The following is a 19,216-nucleotide window of genomic DNA, read 5'->3' as shown; positions in this document are numbered from 1 at the left end:
ACCACGTGGGAGGATCGAAGACGTACCTCATACGTGTGCTCGAAGAGGAGGCCGAGATGGCCGGCAAGCCGCCCCAGAGTGATCCGGTTCAGGACGCGCCGCAGGTCGCCGGCCCGAAGCACGCCGCCGCCGGACTGCCCGCAGTCGGGCACAGCCTGCGCATGGCCCAGCAGCAGATGGGTGTGAAGCGCACGGCACTGACGCTGCTGCGGGTCAATCAGAAGGACGGCTTCGACTGCCCCGGCTGCGCCTGGCCGGAGCCTGAGCACCGGCACACGGCGGAGTTCTGCGAGAACGGCGCGAAGGCGGTCGCCGAGGAGGCCACGCTGCGCCGCGTGACCCCGGACTTCTTCGCCGCGCACACGGTCGCCGACCTCGCGACCCGCAGCGGCTACTGGCTGGGCCAGCAGGGCCGTCTCACCCAGCCCATGTATCTCGCGGAGGGCGCCGAGCGCTACGAGGCGGTGCCCTGGGAGCGTGCCTTCGACATCATCGCCGAGGAGCTCACCGGCCTGGCCTCCCCCGACGAGGCGCTGTTCTACACCTCGGGGCGCACCAGCAACGAGGCGGCGTTCCTGTACCAGCTGTTCGCCCGCGAGTTCGGCACGAACAACCTGCCGGACTGCTCCAACATGTGCCACGAGTCGTCGGGTTCCGCGCTCAACGAGACCATCGGCATCGGCAAGGGCAGCGTCCTCCTGGAGGACCTCTACAAGGCCGACCTGATCATCGTCGCCGGGCAGAACCCGGGCACGAACCACCCGCGCATGCTCTCCGCCCTGGAGAAGGCGAAGGCGGGCGGCGCGAGGATCATCACCGTGAACCCGCTGCCCGAGGCGGGCATGGAGCGCTTCAAGAACCCGCAGACCCCCCAGGGCATGTTCAAGGGCGCCGCGCTCACCGACCTGTTCCTGCAGATCCGCATCGGCGGCGACCAGGCCCTCTTCCGCCTCCTGAACAAGCTGATCCTGGAGACCGAGGGCGCCGTCGACGAGTCGTTCGTCGGCGAACACACCCACGGCTACGAGGAGTTCACCGAGGCCGCCCGCGCCGCCGACTGGGACGAGACGCTCACCGCGACAGGCCTCACGCGCGAGCAGATCGACGAGGCCCTGCGCATGGTCCTCGCCTCCGAGCGCACCATCGTCTGCTGGGCCATGGGTCTCACCCAGCACAAGCACTCCGTGCCGACCATCCGCGAGGTCGTCAACTTCCTGCTGCTGCGCGGCAACATCGGCCGCCCGGGCGCGGGCGTATGCCCGGTCCGCGGCCATTCGAACGTGCAGGGCGACCGCACGATGGGCATCTTCGAGCGCCCCGCGCCCGCCTTCCTGGACGCCCTGGAGAAGGAGTTCGGCTTCGCCCCGCCGCGCGGCCACGGCTACGACGTCGTACGGGCCATCCGCGCGATGCGCGACGACAAGGCCAAGGTCTTCTTCGCGATGGGCGGCAACTTCGTGTCGGCCTCCCCCGACACCGAGGTCACCGAGGCGGCGATGCGCCGCGCCCGCCTCACCGTCCATGTGTCGACGAAGCTCAACCGCTCGCACGCCGTCACGGGCGCGCGTGCCCTCATCCTGCCGACCCTCGGCCGCACCGAGCGCGATCTGCAGGGCGGTGGCGAGCAGTTCGTGACCGTCGAGGACTCCATGGGCATGGTGCACGCCTCACGCGGCCGCCTGGAGCCCGCGAGCGAGCACCTGCTGTCCGAGCCCGCCATCGTGTCCCGCCTCGCCCGCCGCGTCCTCGGCGACGAATCCCGCACGCCCTGGGAGGAGTTCGAGAAGGACTACGCCACGGTCCGCGACCGCATCGCGAGGGTGATCCCGGGCTTCGAGGACTTCAACGCGCGCGTGGCCGACCCGAACGGCTTCGCCCTGCCGCACGCCCCGCGCGACGAGCGCCGCTTCCCCACCGCCACCGGAAAGGCCAACTTCACGGCCGCGCCCGTCGAGTACCCGAAGCTCCCGAAGGGCCGGCTCCTCCTGCAGACCCTGCGCTCGCACGACCAGTACAACACCACGATCTACGGCCTGGACGACCGCTACAGGGGCATCAAGAACGGCCGGCGGGTCGTCCTCGTCAACCCCGAGGACGCCCGCGAGCTCGGCCTCGCCGACGGCTCGTACACCGATCTGGTCGGCGAGTGGAAGGACGGCGTGGAGCGGCGCGCCCCCGGTTTCCGGGTCGTGCACTACCCGACGGCCCGCGGCTGCGCGGCCGCGTACTACCCGGAGACGAACGTCCTGGTGCCGCTGGACGCCACCGCCGACACCAGCAACACGCCCGCCAGCAAGTCCGTCGTCGTGCGTCTGGAACAATCGGCAGCCAACTGAGCGTTCGCTTAGCCAGCGCGGCCGCTCGGGGCAGCGTGATCGACGACGAAGGAGCAGGACCCATGGGCGAGCAGCACCACGCGAAATTCCCGCAAGAGGTCATCGACGAGTACGCGGCGCTCGGCGTGGACCTGGTCGCCATGTTCTCCGCCGGACACCTCGGCGCGCGCATGGGCGTCGAGGTCGTCGAGGCCTCCGCGGACCGCGTGGTGGGCACCATGCCGGTCGAGGGCAACACCCAGCCGTACGGGCTCCTGCACGGCGGCGCCTCCGCCGTGCTCGCCGAGACGCTCGGCTCGGTCGGCGCCATGCTGCACGGCGGCAGCTCCAAGATCGCCGTCGGCGTCGACCTGAACTGCACCCACCACCGGGGCGCCCGTTCCGGCCTGGTGACCGGAGTGGCCACGCCCCTGCACCGGGGCCGCTCGACGGCCACGTACGAGATCGTGATCAGTGACGAGGACGGCAGGCGGGTGTGCAGTGCGCGGCTGACGTGCCTGCTGCGCGATGTGAATCCGAGCGACGCGCAGCGCGTCGACGCGACGAACTGACCCACCGGAAGACCCTTGTCCGCGGGCGGCGTTGATCCCGGGCACCCGGCGGCATAGCGTCATGGGATGCGAACGGGTGGGCCCTCTTGGCGGGGTCCGGTGCTTGCGCTGGTGCTCGTGACCGGCGCTCTGGCCGCCGGGTGCGGCGAGTCCGGGCCGCGGGGCGGAGCGGCGAGCACGCGGGCCGCCTCCGGCACGCCGTCGGCCACGCCTCCCGAGGATCTGTGCGCGCGGATCGTCGCCCACTGGTCGCGGGAGGTGCTGGACAGCGACACCTACGGGGACTACCAGTCGATGGGCCTGTCCAACGGGCAGTACGAGATCCTGATGGACGTCGTGGACGCGGCCCGGGCCGAGAAGAAACGCTCGGGCGAACAGGCGGCGCGGGAACTGATCGACCGCGGCGCGCGGGAACGCTGCACGGAGCGGTACCGCGACGGCGATCCGACGGGAGGGCCCTGGAGTTGAGCGGCGTCGGTCCGGTCGAGCCGGGCGAGGGCACGCGCGCGCGGGACACCGTCGAGCCGGTGCCGCCGCTCCTCCCCGGGACCCCACGCGAGCGTCTGACGAGCCTGTACGCCCGGCATCGCCGTGCCGTGCTCGCATCCGCCACGGCGGTCGCCCTCGTCGGGGGCGGCGGCTACCTCTTCGCGACCCGGCCCCACGATCCGCCGCCGCCCGAAGCGCCCTACCCGTCCCAGGCGGTGGCCATCACCTACCTCGGCAAGGAGGGCCCGACCGCGAACGCTCCGGACAGAAGCTTCAGCTTCGCGGTGAAGGTCACCGCACTGTCCGGACCCACGATCACCATCGTGCGCATCTCGCAGCCCTACGCGAGCCTCTCGCTGACGTCGGTTCCGCCCCCGCCGTTCCGGACCAAGCCCGGTTTCGGTCACAAGATCGTCGTCACGATGCATGTCACGGAATGCGCGAATGTGCCGTCAAACGCCGCTCTCCCTTTCCTGGACGTAACTCTGCGTAATACGCGCGCAATAGAAGACCACAGCTTCATCCTGGGCGAGCGCTATGCGCACGACCTCTCAGGGGCCCTTCAAGTAGCCTGTAGCAACGACTCCCGGTCAGCACCAAAACAGTAGGACGCTCCTGAAATGACCGCGGCACGTCCTGCAGGTTCTCACTATGTGGACCGGACGAATCGGCCGGAATTCTGCCCATCCACCCACTGAGTACCGCTCTGCATTACCTCGTGTCATAACAAGAGCGTCACAGCATGAGTCAGACTCTCCTCCACGTTCCCCCGACACGCTTAGAGTCACGGCCAGTCACCGCGCCATCGGATTCGAATTATTTTCGGCCCAGCGCTCGACTCGGCCCGTTCCACGAGGAAGGGCTGTGCCAGGGAAAGGACTGCTGATCGTGCGTCAACGTTCGCTCATCGCCATCACCGCCGCGTTGGCGGCGGGAGCACTCACCCTCACCGCCTGCGGCTCGCGCGACGAGGACGGCGGCGGTTCGGACTCGAACGGCGGTGGAACCACCGTCGTCATCGGCGTCGACGCCCCGCTGACCGGCGACCTCTCCGCGCTGGGCCTCGGAATCAAGAACTCCGTGGACCTTGCGGCCAAGACGGCCAACAAGGAGAAGACCGTCGAAGGTGTCACCTTCAAGGTCGAGGCCCTCGACGACCAGGCGCAGCCCTCCTCGGGCCAGCAGAACGCCACCAAGCTGGTCGCCGACAAGGACGTCCTCGGCGTCGTCGGCCCCCTGAACTCCTCGGTCGCCGAGTCCATGCAGAAGGTCTTCGACGACGCCAAGCTCGTCGAGGTCTCCCCCGCCAACACCAACCCGGCCCTGACCCAGGGCACGAAGTGGAACGGCGGCGAGAAGGCCCGCCCGTACAAGTCGTACTTCCGCACCGCGACCACGGACGCCATCCAGGGCCCGTTCGCCGCGCAGTACGTCTACAACGACGCCAAGAAGAAGAGCGTCTACGTAATCGACGACAAGAAGACCTACGGTGCCGGCCTCGCCGCCACCTTCACCGACGAGTTCAAGAAGCTCGGCGGCAAGGTCGTCGGAACGCAGCACATCGACCCCGACACCAAGGACTTCTCCGCCGTCGCCACCCAGGTGAAGAGCTCCGGCGCCGACGTCGTCTACTACGGCGGCGAGTACCCGCAGGCCGGCCCGCTCAGCAAGCAGATCAAGGCCGCAGGCGCCAAGATCCCGCTGGTCGGCGGCGACGGCATCTACAGCGCCGACTTCATCAAGCTGGCCGGCGCCAGCGGCACCGGCGACCTCGCCACCTCGGTCGGCGCGCCCGTCGAGGACCTCCCCTCCGCCAAGGAGTTCGTCGCCAGCTACAAGGCCGCGGGCTACAAGGAGGCCTACGAGGCGTACGGCGGCTACTCCTACGACTCGGGCTGGGCGATCATCGAGGCCGTGAAGAAGGTCGTCGAGGACAACGACGGCAAGCTTCCGGACGACGCCCGCGCCAAGGTCACCGAGGCCATGCAGGGTGTCTCCTTCGACGGCGTGACCGGCAAGGTCTCCTTCGACGAGTACGGCGACGCCACCAACAAGCAGCTCACCGTCTACTCCGTCGAGGGTGGCACCTGGAAGCCGGTGAAGTCCGGCACGTACACAGGCTGATCCACACCCGCATCACTCAATGAGCCGCGCGGGGCGCTGCACCACAAGCGCCCCGCGCGGACTCGCATCCGGTCACATCCCTCGACTATCCGAACGCTCGGAGGACATGCGGTGAACGAACTGCCGCAGCAGCTGGTCAACGGCCTGCTACTGGGATCCATGTACGGGCTGGTCGCCATCGGCTACACGATGGTCTATGGCATCGTCCAGCTCATCAACTTCGCCCACGGCGAGATCTTCATGACCGGGGCCTTCGGCGCGCTCACGGTCTATCTGTACGTACTCCCCGACGGCACCACCATGTGGATCGCCCTGCCGCTCATGCTCGTCGGCGCCATCTTCGTCGCCGTCACCGTCGCAGTCGGAGCGGAACGATTCGCCTACCGCCCCCTGCGCACCGCACCACGCCTGGCCCCCCTCATCACCGCCATCGGCCTCTCCCTGGCCCTCCAGCAGGCGGTATGGGCCTGGTACCCCAACGCCAAGTCGGCGCGGACCTTCCCGCAGATCGAAGGCGGCCCCTTCGAGATCGGCAGCGTCACCATCCAGACCGGTGACGTCTTCCTCTTCGTCGCGGCCCCCATCAGCATGGCCGTCCTCGCCTACTTCGTCATGAAGACCCGGACCGGACGCGGCATGCAGGCCACCGCCCAGGACCCGGACACCGCCAAGCTCATGGGCATCAACACCGACCGCATCATCGTGGTCGCCTTCGCCCTCGGCGCCGCGTTCGCCGCCGTCGGAGGCCTCGCCTACGGCCTCAAGTACGGCCAGATCGACTTCCGCATGGGCTTCATCCTCGGCCTCAAGGCCTTCACCGCCGCCGTCCTCGGCGGCATCGGCAACATCTACGGAGCCATGATCGGCGGCGTCGTCCTCGGCCTCGCCGAGACCATGGCCACCGCCTACATCGCCGACGTCCCCGGCATGTCACAGCTCGGCGGCCAGTCCTGGGCCAACGTCTGGGCCTTCGTACTCCTCATCCTCGTGCTCCTCTTCAGGCCACAAGGCCTGCTCGGCGAGCGCGTCGCGGACAGGGCGTGAGACCTATGACCACACAGACCACCAGCCCCCAGACGCCCGCCAAGGAGCCGGCCGGCTCCACCGCCGGACTCATCGGCATCCCCCCGAACATCGGACGCGCCCTCGCCACCGGCGGCGGCATCCTCACCATCATCTCCACCTTCCTCGCCTGGACCTGGACCGCCGCATTCCCCGGCGACCTCACCGTCTACGGCTACCCCGGCGGCCTGCAGGTCCTCGTCCTCATCGGCGGCGCCCTCACCACGCTCTTCGGCCTCTCCTCCTACGGCATCAAGGGCCTGCGCTGGCTCACCCCCGCAGGCGCCGACAGCGCCATCAAGCTCGCCGCGCTCGCAGCGTTCGCCACCGCCTGGTACACGATCATCGCGATCAGCACCAAACTCGGCGGCCTCGCCAACCTCGAACCCGGCGGCTGGATCGTGGCCGTCGCCACCCTCGCCGCCCTGGTCGGCTCACTCGCCCTGCCGTTCCAACGGCCGGCACCCGACCCCCACGACCCCGACGACACCGCCTGGGAGCAGTTCCGCCACCAGAGGCGGTACGACGTCACCGTCGTCAAGGCCGCCTTCGCCTCCGGCACCACCAAGCCCCAGGCCCACAAGCTCCCCGCATACGCCGAAATCCTCGTCATCGTCGCCGCACTGGCCCTCGGCCTGACCGTCTTCACCTACGGCATCGGCACCGAATACGACGAACAGTTCATCGGCTTCCTCATCACCGCGGGCCTGGGCTTCGCCGCCGCGGCCAAGGCCGGACTCGTCAACAGGCTCTCCGCACTCACCTCCAAGCACCGCAACGTCACCATGATCGGCGCGTTCGTCGCCGCCGCCGCATTCCCCTTCACCCAGTCCGACGACCAGTACGCGACCATCGGCGTCTACATCCTGATCTTCGCCACCGTCGCCCTCGGCCTCAACATCGTCGTCGGCCTCGCCGGACTCCTCGACCTCGGATACGTCGCCTTCCTCGGCGTCGGCGCCTACACCGCGGCCATGGTCTCCGGCTCCCCCTCCTCCCCCTTCGACATCCACCTGCCGTTCTGGGCCTCCGCCCTCCTCGGCGCAGCCGTCGCCATGGTCTTCGGCGTCCTCATCGGCGCCCCGACCCTCCGACTGCGCGGCGACTACCTCGCCATCGTCACCCTCGGCTTCGGTGAGATCTTCCGCATCACCGTCCTCAACATGGACGGCACCAGCGGACCCGACATCACCAACGGCTCCAACGGCATCTCCTCGATCCCGAACCTCAACATCCTCGGGTTCGACTTCGGCCAAGAACACACCATCGCCGGATTCACCATCGCGCGGTTCGCCAACTACTTCCTGCTGATGCTCCTCATCACGCTGGTCGTCGTGGTCGTCTTCCGCCGCAGCGGCGACTCCCGCATCGGCCGCGCCTGGGTCGCCATCCGCGAGGACGAGACCGCCGCGCTCGCCATGGGCATCAACGGCTTCCGCGTCAAGCTCATCGCCTTCGCCCTCGGCGCCGCACTCGCCGGCCTCGCCGGATCCGTCCAGGCACACGTCACCTACACCGTGACACCCGAGCAGTACCAGTTCGCCCACGTCGTCCCGCCCAACTCGGCCTTCCTGCTCGCAGCGGTCGTCCTCGGCGGCATGGGCACCATCAGCGGACCGCTCGTCGGCGCCGCACTGCTCTACCTGATCCCCGCCAAGCTCCAGTTCCTCGGCGACTACCAGCTCCTCGCCTTCGGCCTCGCGCTCGTCCTGCTGATGCGCTTCCGTCCGGAAGGCCTCATCCCGAACCGGCGCCGCCAGCTCGAATTCCACGAGGAAGCGGAAGCTCCCACAGTCCTCAGCAAGGCAGGGGCCTGACCACGATGACTACCGACATCACCACCAAGGGCGCCGCCCCCGGCGCCACCGCACCCGGCGAAACCGTGCTCGACGCACGAGGCGTCACCATGCGCTTCGGCGGCCTCACCGCCGTACGCAACGTCGACCTCCAGGTCAACAGCGGAGAAATCGTCGGCCTCATCGGCCCCAACGGCGCCGGCAAGACCACGTTCTTCAACTGCCTCACCGGCCTCTACACCCCCACCGAGGGCGAGGTCCGCTACAAGGGCAAGGTTCTGCCGCCCCAGTCCTTCAAGGTCACGGCCGCCGGCGTCGCCCGCACCTTCCAGAACATCCGTCTCTTCTCCAACATGACGGTCCTGGAAAACGTGCTCGTCGGCCGCCACACCCGCACCAAAGAAGGACTCTGGTCCGCACTCGTACGCGGCCCCGGCTTCAAGAAGGCCGAAAAAACCAGCGAAGACCGCGCCATGGAACTCCTCGAGTTCATCGGCCTCGCCGCCAAGCGCGACCACCTCGCCAGGAACCTCCCCTACGGCGAACAGCGCAAGCTCGAAATCGCCCGCGCCCTCGCCAGCGAACCCGGCCTGCTCCTCCTCGACGAGCCCACCGCCGGAATGAACCCGCAGGAAACCCGGGCCACCGAGGAACTCGTCTTCGCCATCCGCGACATGGGCATCGCCGTCCTCGTCATCGAGCACGACATGCGGTTCATCTTCAACCTCTGCGACCGCGTCGCCGTCCTCGTCCAGGGCGAAAAACTCGTCGAAGGCGACAGCGCCACCGTCCAGGGCGACGAACGCGTCATCGCCGCCTACCTCGGCGAACCCTTCGAAGACGCACCCGGCCAGGAGGAGGTCGCCGAGGTCGAAGCCGCCGAGGCGCAGGCCGACGCCTCCACGGACGCCGCGCCCCGCAAGGAGAACGACCGATGACCGCACTGCTCGAAGTCGAGGACCTCCGAGTCGCCTACGGCAAGATCGAAGCCGTCAAGGGCATCTCCTTCAAGGTCGACGCCGGCCAGGTCGTCACCCTCATCGGCACCAACGGCGCCGGCAAGACCACCACCCTGCGCACCCTCTCCGGCCTCCTCAAGCCCGTCGGCGGCCAGATCAAGTTCCAGGGCAAGTCACTGAAGAAGACCCCCGCCCACCAGATCGTCTCCCTCGGGCTCGCGCACTCCCCCGAGGGGCGGCACATCTTCCCCCGCATGACGATCGAGGACAACCTCCGCCTCGGAGCCTTCCTGCGCACCGACAAGGCAGGCATCGACAAGGACATCCAGCGCGCCTACGACCTCTTCCCCATCCTCGGGGAGCGCAGGAAGCAGGCCGCGGGAACCCTCTCCGGCGGCGAGCAGCAGATGCTCGCCATGGGCCGGGCCCTGATGTCCCAGCCCAAGCTGCTCATGCTCGACGAACCCTCCATGGGCCTCTCGCCGATCATGATGCAGAAGATCATGGCCACGATCTCCGAACTCAAGTCCCAGGGCACCACCATCCTGCTCGTCGAGCAGAACGCCCAGGCAGCACTCTCGCTCGCCGACCAGGGACACGTCATGGAGGTCGGCAGCATCGTCCTCTCCGGATCCGGCCAGGACCTCCTGCACGACGAATCGGTCCGCAAGGCGTACCTCGGCGAGGACTGAGCCGGTCTACACGAACCCGGCTTCTCGCATACGGCTGAGGCCCGCACCCGATGACACGGGGTGCGGGCCTCAGCCATGTACGTACATACACGCGCCACTCACGACGCGCGACGCTCAACCCTTCGCGGCCTTCTTCTCGTCGGCGTCCTGAATGACCGCCTCCGCGACCTGCTGCATCGACATACGACGATCCATCGACGTCTTCTGAATCCAACGGAACGCGGCCGGCTCCGACAGGCCGTACTCCGTCTGCAGCACGGACTTCGCACGGTCGACGAGCTTCCGGGTCTCCAGACGCGTCGTGAGATCCTCGATCTCCTTCTCCAGCGCCTTCAACTCCGTGAAGCGGGAGACAGCCATCTCGATCGCCGGAACGACATCGCTCTTGCTGAACGGCTTCACCAGATACGCCATCGCACCGGCGTCGCGGGCACGCTCGACGAGGTCGCGCTGTGAGAACGCGGTGAGCATCAGCACCGGGGCGATGGACTCCTCGGCGATCTTCTCCGCGGCCGAGATGCCATCCAGCTTCGGCATCTTCACATCGAGGATCACGAGGTCGGGGCGGTGCTCCCGGGCGAGCTCGACGGCCTGCTCACCGTCACCGGCCTCGCCTACGACCGTGTACCCCTCTTCTTCGAGCATCTCCTTGAGGTCGAGACGGATCAACGCCTCGTCCTCGGCGATGACGACACGGGTCGTCAGCGGAGGCACGTGCGACTTGTCGTCGTCGGGCGCGTCTACGGGCTGGGGCGACTCGGGGGCGGTCACGGGGGCTCCTCGTTCCAATGCAGGCAAGTACTGCTCCCAAGAGCGTACCTAGCTGCGGTATGGTGGTCAGGCGGCGGGTCGAAGTAAACCTTCGATTCACCGGGCCCCGGTAGCCCAATTGGCAGCAGGCAATGGATTCAAAACCCATACAGTGTCGGTTCGAGTCCGACTCGGGGCACTTTTCCTGGCATTCCAAGGTCACCATTTGGAAGCGGATGTTCACGTTCTCGTGAACATCCGCTTTTTGCTGCGTGTCGCCCCAATCTCGCCCGGACAGTGGCCACATGTACGACGTGGTTGCACGTAAGCGGGTACTCGCGCTGATTGACCAGGGGCGCAGCCTTAACTCGGTCAGTAAGGAGACTGGCGTCTCCCGGTCGGCGATCCGCTCATGGCAGACGCGGATCGAACCGCTCAAGCGCGTCGGCAAGCCGTGTCCTCGGTGCCAGGGCGCGCCCGGACCACCCGAGAACCCGGCAGCGTACGCCTATCTCCTGGGCCTCTATCTCGGTGACGGCTGCATCAACGCTCACCGTAGAGGCGTGTACTTCATCCGCATCGTGTGCGACAACGCCTGGCCAGGGCTCATCGACGCGTGCGAATCCGCAATTCGCTCCGCACGCCCGGACAACAGCGTGTTCCGCGTGAAGAAGGACGGCTGTGTAGCAGTCACCGCGACCAGCAAGCACTGGCCCTGCTTCTCCCCCAGCACGGCCCGGGCAAGAAGCATGAACGCACCATCGCCCTGGAGCCCTGGCAACAGGAGATTGTCGACGCCCACCCGTGGGAGTTCATCCGCGGCCTCGTCCACTCCGACGGCTGTCGCATCACCAACTGGGCCACGCGCCTCGTCGAAGGCGAGCGCAGGCGCTATGAGTATCCGCGGTACTTCTTCACGAACCTATCGGCGGACATCAGGCAGCTCTACACCAATGCACTCGACACAGTCGGCGTCGATTGGAGACAAGCGAACTCACGCAACATCTCCGTCGCCCGCCGCGCCTCCGTAGCCCTCATGGACGCCCACGTAGGCCCCAAGTACTGACCCCACGCCCCTACTTGGGGCTGTCGTCCTCGCCGATGTGGTGGACGCGGACCAGGTTCGTGGAGCCGGAGACTCCGGGCGGGGAGCCGGCCGTGATGACGACGATGTCGCCCTTCTCGCAGTGGCCGTACTTCAGGAGCAGCTCGTCGACCTGGTCGACCATCGCGTCGGTCGAGTCGACGTGCGGGCCGAGGAAGGTCTCGACGCCCCAGGTCAGGTTGAGCTGGGAGCGGGTCGCCTCGTCCGGGGTGAAGGCGAGGAGCGGGATGGGCGACCTGTAACGGGACAGGCGGCGGACCGTGTCCCCGCTCTGCGTGAAGGCGACCAGGTATTTCGCGCCCAGGAAGTCACCCATCTCCGCCGCGGCCCGGGCGACCGCGCCGCCCTGCGTGCGGGGCTTGTTCCGGTCCGTCAGGGGCGGGAGGCCCTTGGCGAGGATGTCCTCCTCGGCGGCCTCGACGATGCGGGACATGGTGCGGACCGTCTCGATGGGGTACTTGCCGACGCTCGTCTCGCCGGACAGCATCACGGCGTCCGTGCCGTCGATGACCGCGTTGGCGACGTCGCTGGCCTCGGCCCTCGTGGGGCGGGAGTTGTCGATCATCGAGTCGAGCATCTGCGTGGCGACGATGACCGGCTTGGCGTTGCGCTTGGCGAGTTTGACCGCGCGCTTCTGGACGATCGGGACCTGTTCGAGGGGCATTTCGACGCCGAGGTCGCCTCGGGCGACCATGATGCCGTCGAAGGCGGCCACGATGTCGTCGATGTTCTCGACGGCCTGGGGCTTCTCGACCTTGGCGATCACGGGGAGGCGCCGGCCCTCTTCGTCCATGATCCGGTGGACGTCCTCGATGTCGCGTCCGCTGCGGACGAAGGAGAGGGCGATGACGTCGCATCCGGTGCGCAGGGCCCAGCGGAGGTCGTCCTCGTCCTTCTCGGAGAGGGCGGGGACGGAGACGGCGACGCCGGGGAGGTTGAGGCCCTTGTTGTCGGAGATCATGCCGCCTTCGACGACGGTGGTGTGAACGCGGGGGCCGTCGACGGAGGTGACTTCGAGGCAGACCTTGCCGTCGTCGACGAGGATGCGTTCGCCGGTGGTGACGTCGGCGGCGAGGCCGGAGTAGGTGGTCCCGCAGGTCTGGCGGTCACCCTCTGTGCCCTCTTCCACCGTGATGGTGAAGGTGTCTCCGCGTTCAAGGAGTACGGGTCCTTCGGTGAAGCGGCCGAGTCGGATCTTCGGGCCTTGAAGGTCGGCGAGGATTCCGACGCTGCGGCCGGTCTCGTCGGAGGCCTTTCGCACGCGCTGGTAGCGCTCCTCGTGGTCGGCATGGCTGCCGTGGCTGAGGTTGAGGCGGGCTACGTCCATTCCGGCTTCGACCAGTGCCTTGATCTGGTCGTACGAGTCGGTGGCGGGGCCCAATGTACAGACGATTTTTGCTCGGCGCATGGTTCGAGCCTAGGCCTTACCAGCGGGTAGGGAATTGGTCGGGCATGACTACTCAACAACCTTTGCGTGAAGGGCTGTTGACAACTGTTGAATTGTGCACGGGGCCGCTCCGATGAGCATTTCGGAGGGCTTTCAGAGCACCGGCGGTGACATTGTGAAGCGGGCGTTGACCTGTGCGTAGACGTGCTGTCGTTCGGGTTCGAGGTCGAGGGCGGGGGCGCTTTCGGGGGCGGCCGCGTCGAATGCCATGGTGCGCATGCTTCGGGCGGATCCTGTTTCCATGCCGTAGGGGTGGGCGTTCTCGGCGCCGATGTCGGCGAGTTCCACGAGGGCCGCGAGTGTGGTGCCGAGGGCTTCGGCGTATTCGCGGGCTCGTTGGACGGCTTCGCGTACTTCCTGTTGCCTGGCCTGGCGGTGGGCGGGCGAGTCGGGGCGCAGGGCCCACCAGGGGCCGTCGACGCGGGTGAGGTCGAGGTCGGCGAGGCGGGTGGTGAGTTCGCCGAGGGCGGTGAAGTCGGTGAGTTCGGCGGTGATGTGGACGCGGCCGTGGTAGGCGCGGATGCGTTCGCCGCGGCCGTGTTTGGTGAGTTCGGGGGTGATGGAGAAGGCGCCGGTCTCCAGTTTTTCGACGGCGTCGCCGTAGGTCTTGACGAGGTCGAGGGCGGTGGCGTTGCGGCGGGTCAGGTCGGTGAGGGCGTCGCGGCGGTCGGTGCCGCGGGCACTGACGGTGATGCCGATGCGGGCGATCTCGGGGTCGACTTCGAGGTGGGCTTCGCCGCGAACGGCGATCCGGGGTGCGTCGGGTGTGCCGTAGGGGACGGCGGAGCGGGTTTCGTCGGAGGCTTCGGAGGGTGAGGTCATACGTCCCACTCTGTCACCGGCGGCCCGTTTCCGGACCGTGCCGGTCATCAGATCGAAACCTGCGGGGGCTGTTGTCGTACGTCATGAGCGGGTCAGAATCTACGCGCGTATCTGCGTGTGTTGTCGACCGTTTCCCGAGGAGTGGCCCGTCATGGCGTTGAACCGTCGGAAGTTCCTGAAGAAGTCCGCCGTGACCGGCGCGGGGGTCGCCCTGGCCGGTGCGGCCGTGGCTCCGAGCGCTCAGGCGGCGGAGGCCGCGGTGGCGAAGGGTGGCAGGAAGCCGAAGCGGTACTCGCTGACGGTGATGGGCACGACCGATCTGCACGGTCACATCTTCAACTGGGACTACTTCAAGGACGCGGAGTACAAGGATGCGGCGGGCAACGCGCAGGGTCTGGCGCGGATCTCGACGCTGGTGAACGCGGTCCGCAAGGAGAAGGGCCGGTGCAACACGCTGTTGCTGGACGCCGGTGACACGATCCAGGGGACCCCTCTCACGTACTACTACGCGAAGGTCGATCCGATCACCGCCAAGGGCGGACCTGTCCACCCCATGGCGCAGGCGATGAACGCGATCGGTTATGACGCTGTGGCGCTCGGCAACCATGAGTTCAACTATGGGATCGAGACGCTGCGGAAGTTCGAGTCGCAGTGCCGTTTCCCGCTGCTGGGTGCGAACGCGCTGGACGCGAAGACGCTGAAGCCGGCCTTTCCTCCGTACTTCATGAAGACGTTCCACGTGAAGGGCGCCCCGCCGGTGAAGGTGGCCGTGCTGGGTCTGACGAACCCCGGTATCGCGATCTGGGACAAGGCGTATGTGCAGGGCAAGTTGACGTTCCCGGGCCTGGAGGAGCAGGCGGCGAAGTGGGTGCCGAAGCTGCGGTCGATGGGTGCGGACGTGGTGGTCGTCTCGGCGCACTCCGGTTCGTCGGGGACGTCCTCGTACGGTGATCAGTTGCCGTACGTGGAGAACTCGGCGGGGCTGGTGGCTCAGCAGGTACCGGGGATCGACGCGATTCTGGTCGGGCACGCGCATGTGGAGATTCCGGAGCTGAAGGTCACCAACACGAAGACGGGGAAGACGGTCGTCCTGTCGGAGCCGCTGGCGTACGCGGAGCGGCTCTCGCTCTTCGACTTCGAGCTGGTCTTCGAGAAGGGGCGTTGGACGGTCGAGTCGGTGGCGGCGTCGGTCCGCAACTCGAACGCGGTGGCCGACGACCCGAAGATCACGAAGCTGTTGAAGGACGAGCACGACGTGGTCGTGGCGTACGTCAACCAGGTGGTCGGGACGGCGACGGAGACGTTGACGACAGTGGAGGCGCGTTACAAGGACGCTCCGATCATCGACCTGATCACGAAGGTCCAGGAGGACGTGGTCAAGGCGGCATTGGCGGGGACGGAGTACGCGTCGTTGCCGGTGCTGTCGCAGGCGTCGCCGTTCTCGCGTACGTCGGAGATCCCGGCCGGTGATGTGACGATCCGGGATCTGTCGAGTCTGTACGTGTACGACAACACGCTGGTCGCGAAGTTGATGACGGGTGCGCAGGTGCGGGCGTACCTGGAGTACTCGGCGCAGTACTTCGTGCAGACGGCCGCCGGTGCCGCGGTCGACGTGGAGAAGCTGACGAACGCGGGCAACCGGCCGGACTACAACTACGACTACGTGTCAGGTCTGACGTACGACATCGACATCGCTCAGGCGGCGGGTTCGCGGATCAAGAACCTCTCCTACAACGGTGTGGCGCTGGACGACGCTCAGCAGTTCGTGTTCGCGGTGAACAACTACCGGGCCAATGGCGGTGGGGCGTTCCCGCATGTGGCGTCGGCGAAGGAGCTGTGGGCGGAGTCGACGGAGATCCGTACGCGGATCGCGGAGTGGGTGACGGCGAAGGGTTCGCTGGACCCGAAGGAGTTCGCCTCGGTGGACTGGAAGCTGACGCGTGAGGGGACGCCGGTCTTCTAGTCGGCTGCTGTTCGGCTGGTTCCAGTCGGCTTCTGTTCGGCCGGCCGGCTTCTATTCGGCAAGTGGTGTGAGCATCCGTGGCTGCTGCCTGGCGGGCGGGATCTGGGGCTGCTGGGTGAGTCCGAAGGTCGTGAAGGCCGTTCGGCTCGGCAGTGGGTAGGGGTCTTTGCCCGTCAGGGAGTTGAGGATGCTCGCGCTGCGCCAGGCGGTGAGGCCGAGGTCGGGGGCGCCGACGCCGTGGGTGTGGCGTTCGCCGTTCTGGACGTAGACGGCTCCGGTGACGGAGGGGTCGAGGACCAGGCGGTGGTGGTCGTCGATGCGGGGGCGTTCGGAGGCGTCGCGGCGCATGTAGGGGTCGAGCCCGGCGAGGATTCGGCCGAGGGGGCGTTCGCGGTAGCCGGTGGCGAGGATGACGGCGTCGGTGGTGATGCGGGAGCGGCTGGCCTGTTGGGCGTGTTCCAGGTGGAGTTCGACCTTGGTGGTGGCGATGCGGCCTGCGGTGCGGACGTGGACGCCGGGGGTGAGGACGGTGTCGGGCCAGCCGCCGTTCAGGGTGCGGCGGTATAGCTCGTCGTGGATGGCGGCGATGGTGTCGGCGTCGATGCCTTTGTGGAGTTGCCATTGGGCGGGGACGAGCCGGTCGCGTACGGGTTCGGGCAGGGCGTGGAAGTAGCGCGTGTAGTCGGGTGTGAAGTGTTCGAGCCCGAGTTTTGAGTACTCCATGGGCGCGAAGGCCTCGGTGCGGGCGAGCCAGTGGATTCTCTCGCGTCCTGGGGGGCGGTTTCTGAGGAGGTCGAGGAAGACCTCGGCGCCGGACTGTCCTGAGCCGATGACGGTGATGTGTTCTGCGGTGAGGAACTGCTCGCGGTGTTCGAGGTAGTCCGCGGCGTGGATGACGGGCACGCCGGGGGCTTCGACGAGGGGGCGGAGCGGTTCGGGGATGTGGGGGGCGGTGCCGATGCCGAGGGCGATGTTCTTGGTGTAGGTGCGGCCGAGTGCTTCGGCTTCGCCGTCGCTGTCGAGTTGGGTGAAGTCGACTTCGAACACGTCGCGTTCGGGGTTCCAGCGGACGGCGTCGACCTGGTGGCCGAAGTGGAGTCCGGGGAGGCTGTCGCTGACCCAGCGGCAGTAGGCGGCGTATTCGGCGCGGTGGATGTGGAGTCGTTCGGCGAAGTAGAAGGGGAAGAGGCGGTCGCGGGCCTTGAGGTAGTTGAGGAAGGTCCAGGGGCTCGCGGGGTCGGCGAGGGTCACCAGGTCGGCGAGGAAGGGGACTTGGAGGGTGGTGCCTTCGATGAGGAGGCCGGGGTGCCAGTCGAAGGTGGGGCGCTGTTCGTAGAAGGCGGTGTCGAGTTCGGCCAGGGGGTGGGCGAGGGCGGCGAGGGAGAGGTTGCAGGGGCCGATGCCGATGCCGACGAGGTCGCGGGGTGCTTCGGGCTCGTGGTGTACGGGGTGCTTGGGGGGTGTGGGGGACGTGGGGGGCGTCATCGCGGTGTGTGTCCTTCCACCAGTTTCAGGAGCGCGGTCAGGTCGTCGGCTCCGGTGTGCGGGTTGAGCAGGGTGGCTTTGAGCCAGAGGCGGTCGTCGAGGCGGGCGCGGCCGAGGACGGCCCGGCCTTCGGTGAGGAGGGTGCGGCGTACGGCGGCCACGGTGGCGTCGGTGGCGTCGGTGGGCCGGAACAGGACGGTGCTGATGGTGGGCCGGTCGTGGAGTTCGAAGTGCGGGTGCCGGTGGATGATTTCGGCGAATTGGCCTGCTCGGGCGCAGACCTGGTCGACGAGTTCGCCGAGTCCGGTGCGGCCGAGGGTTTTGAGGGTGACGGCGATCTTGAGGATGTCGGGTCGTCGGGTGGTGCGCAGGGAGCGGCCGAGGAGGTCGGGCAGGCCCGCTTCGGTGTCGTCGTCGGCGTTGAGGTAGTCGGTGTGGTGGGCCAGTGCGGTGAGGTCGTGTCGGTCGCGTACGGCGAGGAGTCCTGCGGCGACGGGCTGCCAGCCGAGTTTGTGCAGGTCGAGGGTGACGGTGTGGGCGCGGGCGAGGCCGTCGAGTTTGGGGCGGTGGCGGTCGCTGAAGAGGAGGCCTCCGCCGTAGGCGGCGTCGATGTGGAGGCGGGCTCCGTGGGCTTCGCAGAGGTTGGCGATGTCGGGGAGCGGGTCGATGAGGCCGGCGTCGGTGGTTCCGGCGGTGGCGGCGACCAGGAGGGAGCCGCGGGGGCCCTTCAGCGCGGTCAGGGCTTCGCCGAGGGCGGCGGGGTCCATGGTGCCTGCGGGGGCGGGCACGGTGACGGGTTCGGGGAGGCCGAGGAGCCAGGTGGCGCGGCGGAGGGAGTGGTGGGCGTTCGCGGCGCAGACGAGCTGGGTGTGGCCGTGGCGTTCGCGTGCGAGGAGGAGGGCGAGTTGGTTGGACTCGGTGCCGCCTGTGGTGACGAGGGTGTCGCCGGTTGTCGGGGCTTGGTCTGTCTCCCCGTAGACCTCGGCGGTGAGGGCCTTGGTGACCAGGGTTTCCAGTTCTGAGGCGGCCGGGGCCTGGTCCCAGGAGTCGAGGGAGGGGTTGAGGACGGAGGCGGCGAGGTCGGCGGCGGTGGCGACGGCGAGGGGTGGGCAGTGGAGGTGGGCCGTGCAGAGGGGGTGAGCGGGGTCTGCCGCGCCTTCTGCGAGGGCTTGGACGAGGGTGCGGAGGGCGTCTTCGTCGCCGTGGTCCGGGAGGGGGTCGCCGAGGGCCTCGCGGAGGCGGGTGGCGACGGCGGTGGGGCCGCCGGCCGGGAGGGGGCCGTCTCGGGTGGCTGCGCCTGCTTGTAGCGCTTCGAGCACGGTGGTGAGCAGCGGTCGCAGGGTGGCCGGGCCTTGGGGGCCTGATGCGAGCGGGCTCATGGTTGTCCTCCGGGGCGCGGGGCGGGGACTTCCAGCGTGTCTGGGTTTGGGGCCGCGTGCCCGGAGAGTGCGGTGATCAGCACTCGAAAGGGGTATTGGCGCTTCGCGCCGGGGTTGTTGGCGCTCCGCGCCCGGGTTGGGGGTGACGTGCGGGTCGGTGGGGGCTGGTCGCGCAGTTCCCCGCGCCCCTAAAAGATGGCGGTTCGCGGCGCCCCTGTAAGAAACGGGCCCCACGCACATGTAAGAAACGGGCCCC

15 protein-coding genes, 1 tRNA gene and 1 pseudogene are annotated in these 19,216 nt (G+C 68.0%); 12 read left to right on the top strand and 5 right to left on the bottom strand.

From position 1 onward, the window contains the following. Positions 1-56: 56 nt before the first annotated feature. The 9 genes from OG718_RS39215 (at position 57) to OG718_RS39175 (ending at position 10,009) form a co-directional block, all read left to right on the top strand. A complete protein-coding gene (locus tag OG718_RS39215) occupies positions 57-2,336 on the top strand; it encodes an FdhF/YdeP family oxidoreductase (RefSeq protein WP_143637997.1) in 2,280 nt (759 codons plus the stop codon). Positions 2,337-2,398: 62 nt separating this feature from the next. Next, positions 2,399-2,887 (top strand): PaaI family thioesterase, encoded by a 489-nt coding sequence (locus OG718_RS39210; RefSeq protein WP_143637648.1) that lies wholly within the window; start codon positions 2,399-2,401, stop codon positions 2,885-2,887. Between the two features lie 117 nt (positions 2,888-3,004). Next, positions 3,005-3,355, top strand: coding sequence for a hypothetical protein (locus tag OG718_RS39205; RefSeq protein ID WP_328846418.1), 351 nt, complete (start codon positions 3,005-3,007; stop codon positions 3,353-3,355). Beyond that, positions 3,352-3,984, top strand: coding sequence for a Tat pathway signal sequence domain protein (locus OG718_RS39200; protein ID WP_328846417.1), 633 nt, complete (start codon positions 3,352-3,354; stop codon positions 3,982-3,984). Before OG718_RS39205 ends, OG718_RS39200 begins: the two co-directional genes overlap by 4 nt. A 280-nt stretch (positions 3,985-4,264) precedes the next feature. After that, positions 4,265-5,500, top strand: coding sequence for a branched-chain amino acid ABC transporter substrate-binding protein (locus tag OG718_RS39195; protein WP_186001180.1), 1,236 nt, complete (start codon positions 4,265-4,267; stop codon positions 5,498-5,500). 111 nt (positions 5,501-5,611) lie between these two features. After that, a complete protein-coding gene (locus OG718_RS39190; protein WP_143637658.1) occupies positions 5,612-6,544 on the top strand; it encodes a branched-chain amino acid ABC transporter permease in 933 nt (310 codons plus the stop codon). Between the two features lie 5 nt (positions 6,545-6,549). Further along, a complete protein-coding gene (locus OG718_RS39185) occupies positions 6,550-8,379 on the top strand; it encodes a branched-chain amino acid ABC transporter permease (protein WP_143637661.1) in 1,830 nt (609 codons plus the stop codon). A gap of 5 nt (positions 8,380-8,384) precedes the next feature. Then, complete coding sequence (locus OG718_RS39180; RefSeq protein WP_143637663.1) at positions 8,385-9,296, top strand: ABC transporter ATP-binding protein; 912 nt, start codon at positions 8,385-8,387, stop codon at positions 9,294-9,296. Then, entirely contained in the window at positions 9,293-10,009 is a 717-nt protein-coding gene (locus tag OG718_RS39175) for an ABC transporter ATP-binding protein (RefSeq protein ID WP_143637665.1), read from the top strand. The genes OG718_RS39180 and OG718_RS39175 overlap by 4 nt, the downstream gene beginning before the upstream one ends. Positions 10,010-10,123: 114 nt before the next feature. Here the strand turns inward: OG718_RS39175 and OG718_RS39170 are convergent, their stop codons facing one another. Next, positions 10,124-10,780, bottom strand: coding sequence for an ANTAR domain-containing response regulator (locus tag OG718_RS39170; RefSeq protein WP_055615813.1), 657 nt, complete (start codon positions 10,778-10,780; stop codon positions 10,124-10,126). Between the two features lie 103 nt (positions 10,781-10,883). On the opposite strand from OG718_RS39170, the gene OG718_RS39165 reads away from it, so the two are divergent. Further along, positions 10,884-10,958, top strand: a tRNA-Leu gene (locus tag OG718_RS39165). Positions 10,959-11,064: 106 nt separating this feature from the next. Then, positions 11,065-11,825 (top strand): annotated as a pseudogene (locus OG718_RS39160) (transcriptional regulator). Positions 11,826-11,835: 10 nt separating this feature from the next. Here OG718_RS39160 and pyk read toward each other — a convergent pair. Next, positions 11,836-13,272, bottom strand: coding sequence for a pyruvate kinase (gene pyk, locus OG718_RS39155; RefSeq protein ID WP_143637669.1), 1,437 nt, complete (start codon positions 13,270-13,272; stop codon positions 11,836-11,838). A 132-nt stretch (positions 13,273-13,404) separates the two neighbouring features. Continuing rightward, entirely contained in the window at positions 13,405-14,133 is a 729-nt protein-coding gene (locus OG718_RS39150) for an SIMPL domain-containing protein (RefSeq protein ID WP_328846416.1), read from the bottom strand. 151 nt (positions 14,134-14,284) lie between these two features. Between OG718_RS39150 and OG718_RS39145 the strand changes: the two genes are divergently transcribed. Next, positions 14,285-16,096 carry a bifunctional metallophosphatase/5'-nucleotidase gene (locus tag OG718_RS39145; protein WP_328846415.1) on the top strand — a complete coding sequence of 604 codons (1,812 nt, stop codon included), beginning with the start codon at positions 14,285-14,287 and terminating at the stop codon, positions 16,094-16,096. A 51-nt stretch (positions 16,097-16,147) separates the two neighbouring features. Here the strand turns inward: OG718_RS39145 and OG718_RS39140 are convergent, their stop codons facing one another. Together OG718_RS39140 and OG718_RS39135 are read right to left on the bottom strand one after the other, a co-directional pair. Next, positions 16,148-17,581: a lysine N(6)-hydroxylase/L-ornithine N(5)-oxygenase family protein gene (locus OG718_RS39140; RefSeq protein WP_328846414.1), complete on the bottom strand. Its 1,434-nt coding sequence runs from the start codon at positions 17,579-17,581 to the stop codon at positions 16,148-16,150. After that, positions 17,578-18,960 (bottom strand): pyridoxal phosphate-dependent decarboxylase family protein, encoded by a 1,383-nt coding sequence (locus tag OG718_RS39135; RefSeq protein ID WP_328846413.1) that lies wholly within the window; start codon positions 18,958-18,960, stop codon positions 17,578-17,580. Before OG718_RS39135 ends, OG718_RS39140 begins: the two co-directional genes overlap by 4 nt. Positions 18,961-19,216: the final 256 nt, after the last annotated feature.

The organism is Streptomyces sp. NBC_00258 (assembly GCF_036182465.1).
GTDB lineage: Bacteria > Actinomycetota > Actinomycetes > Streptomycetales > Streptomycetaceae > Streptomyces.
The sequence above is the reverse complement of the archived record's forward strand: the minus strand, read 5'-3'. Positions and strand labels throughout refer to the sequence as shown.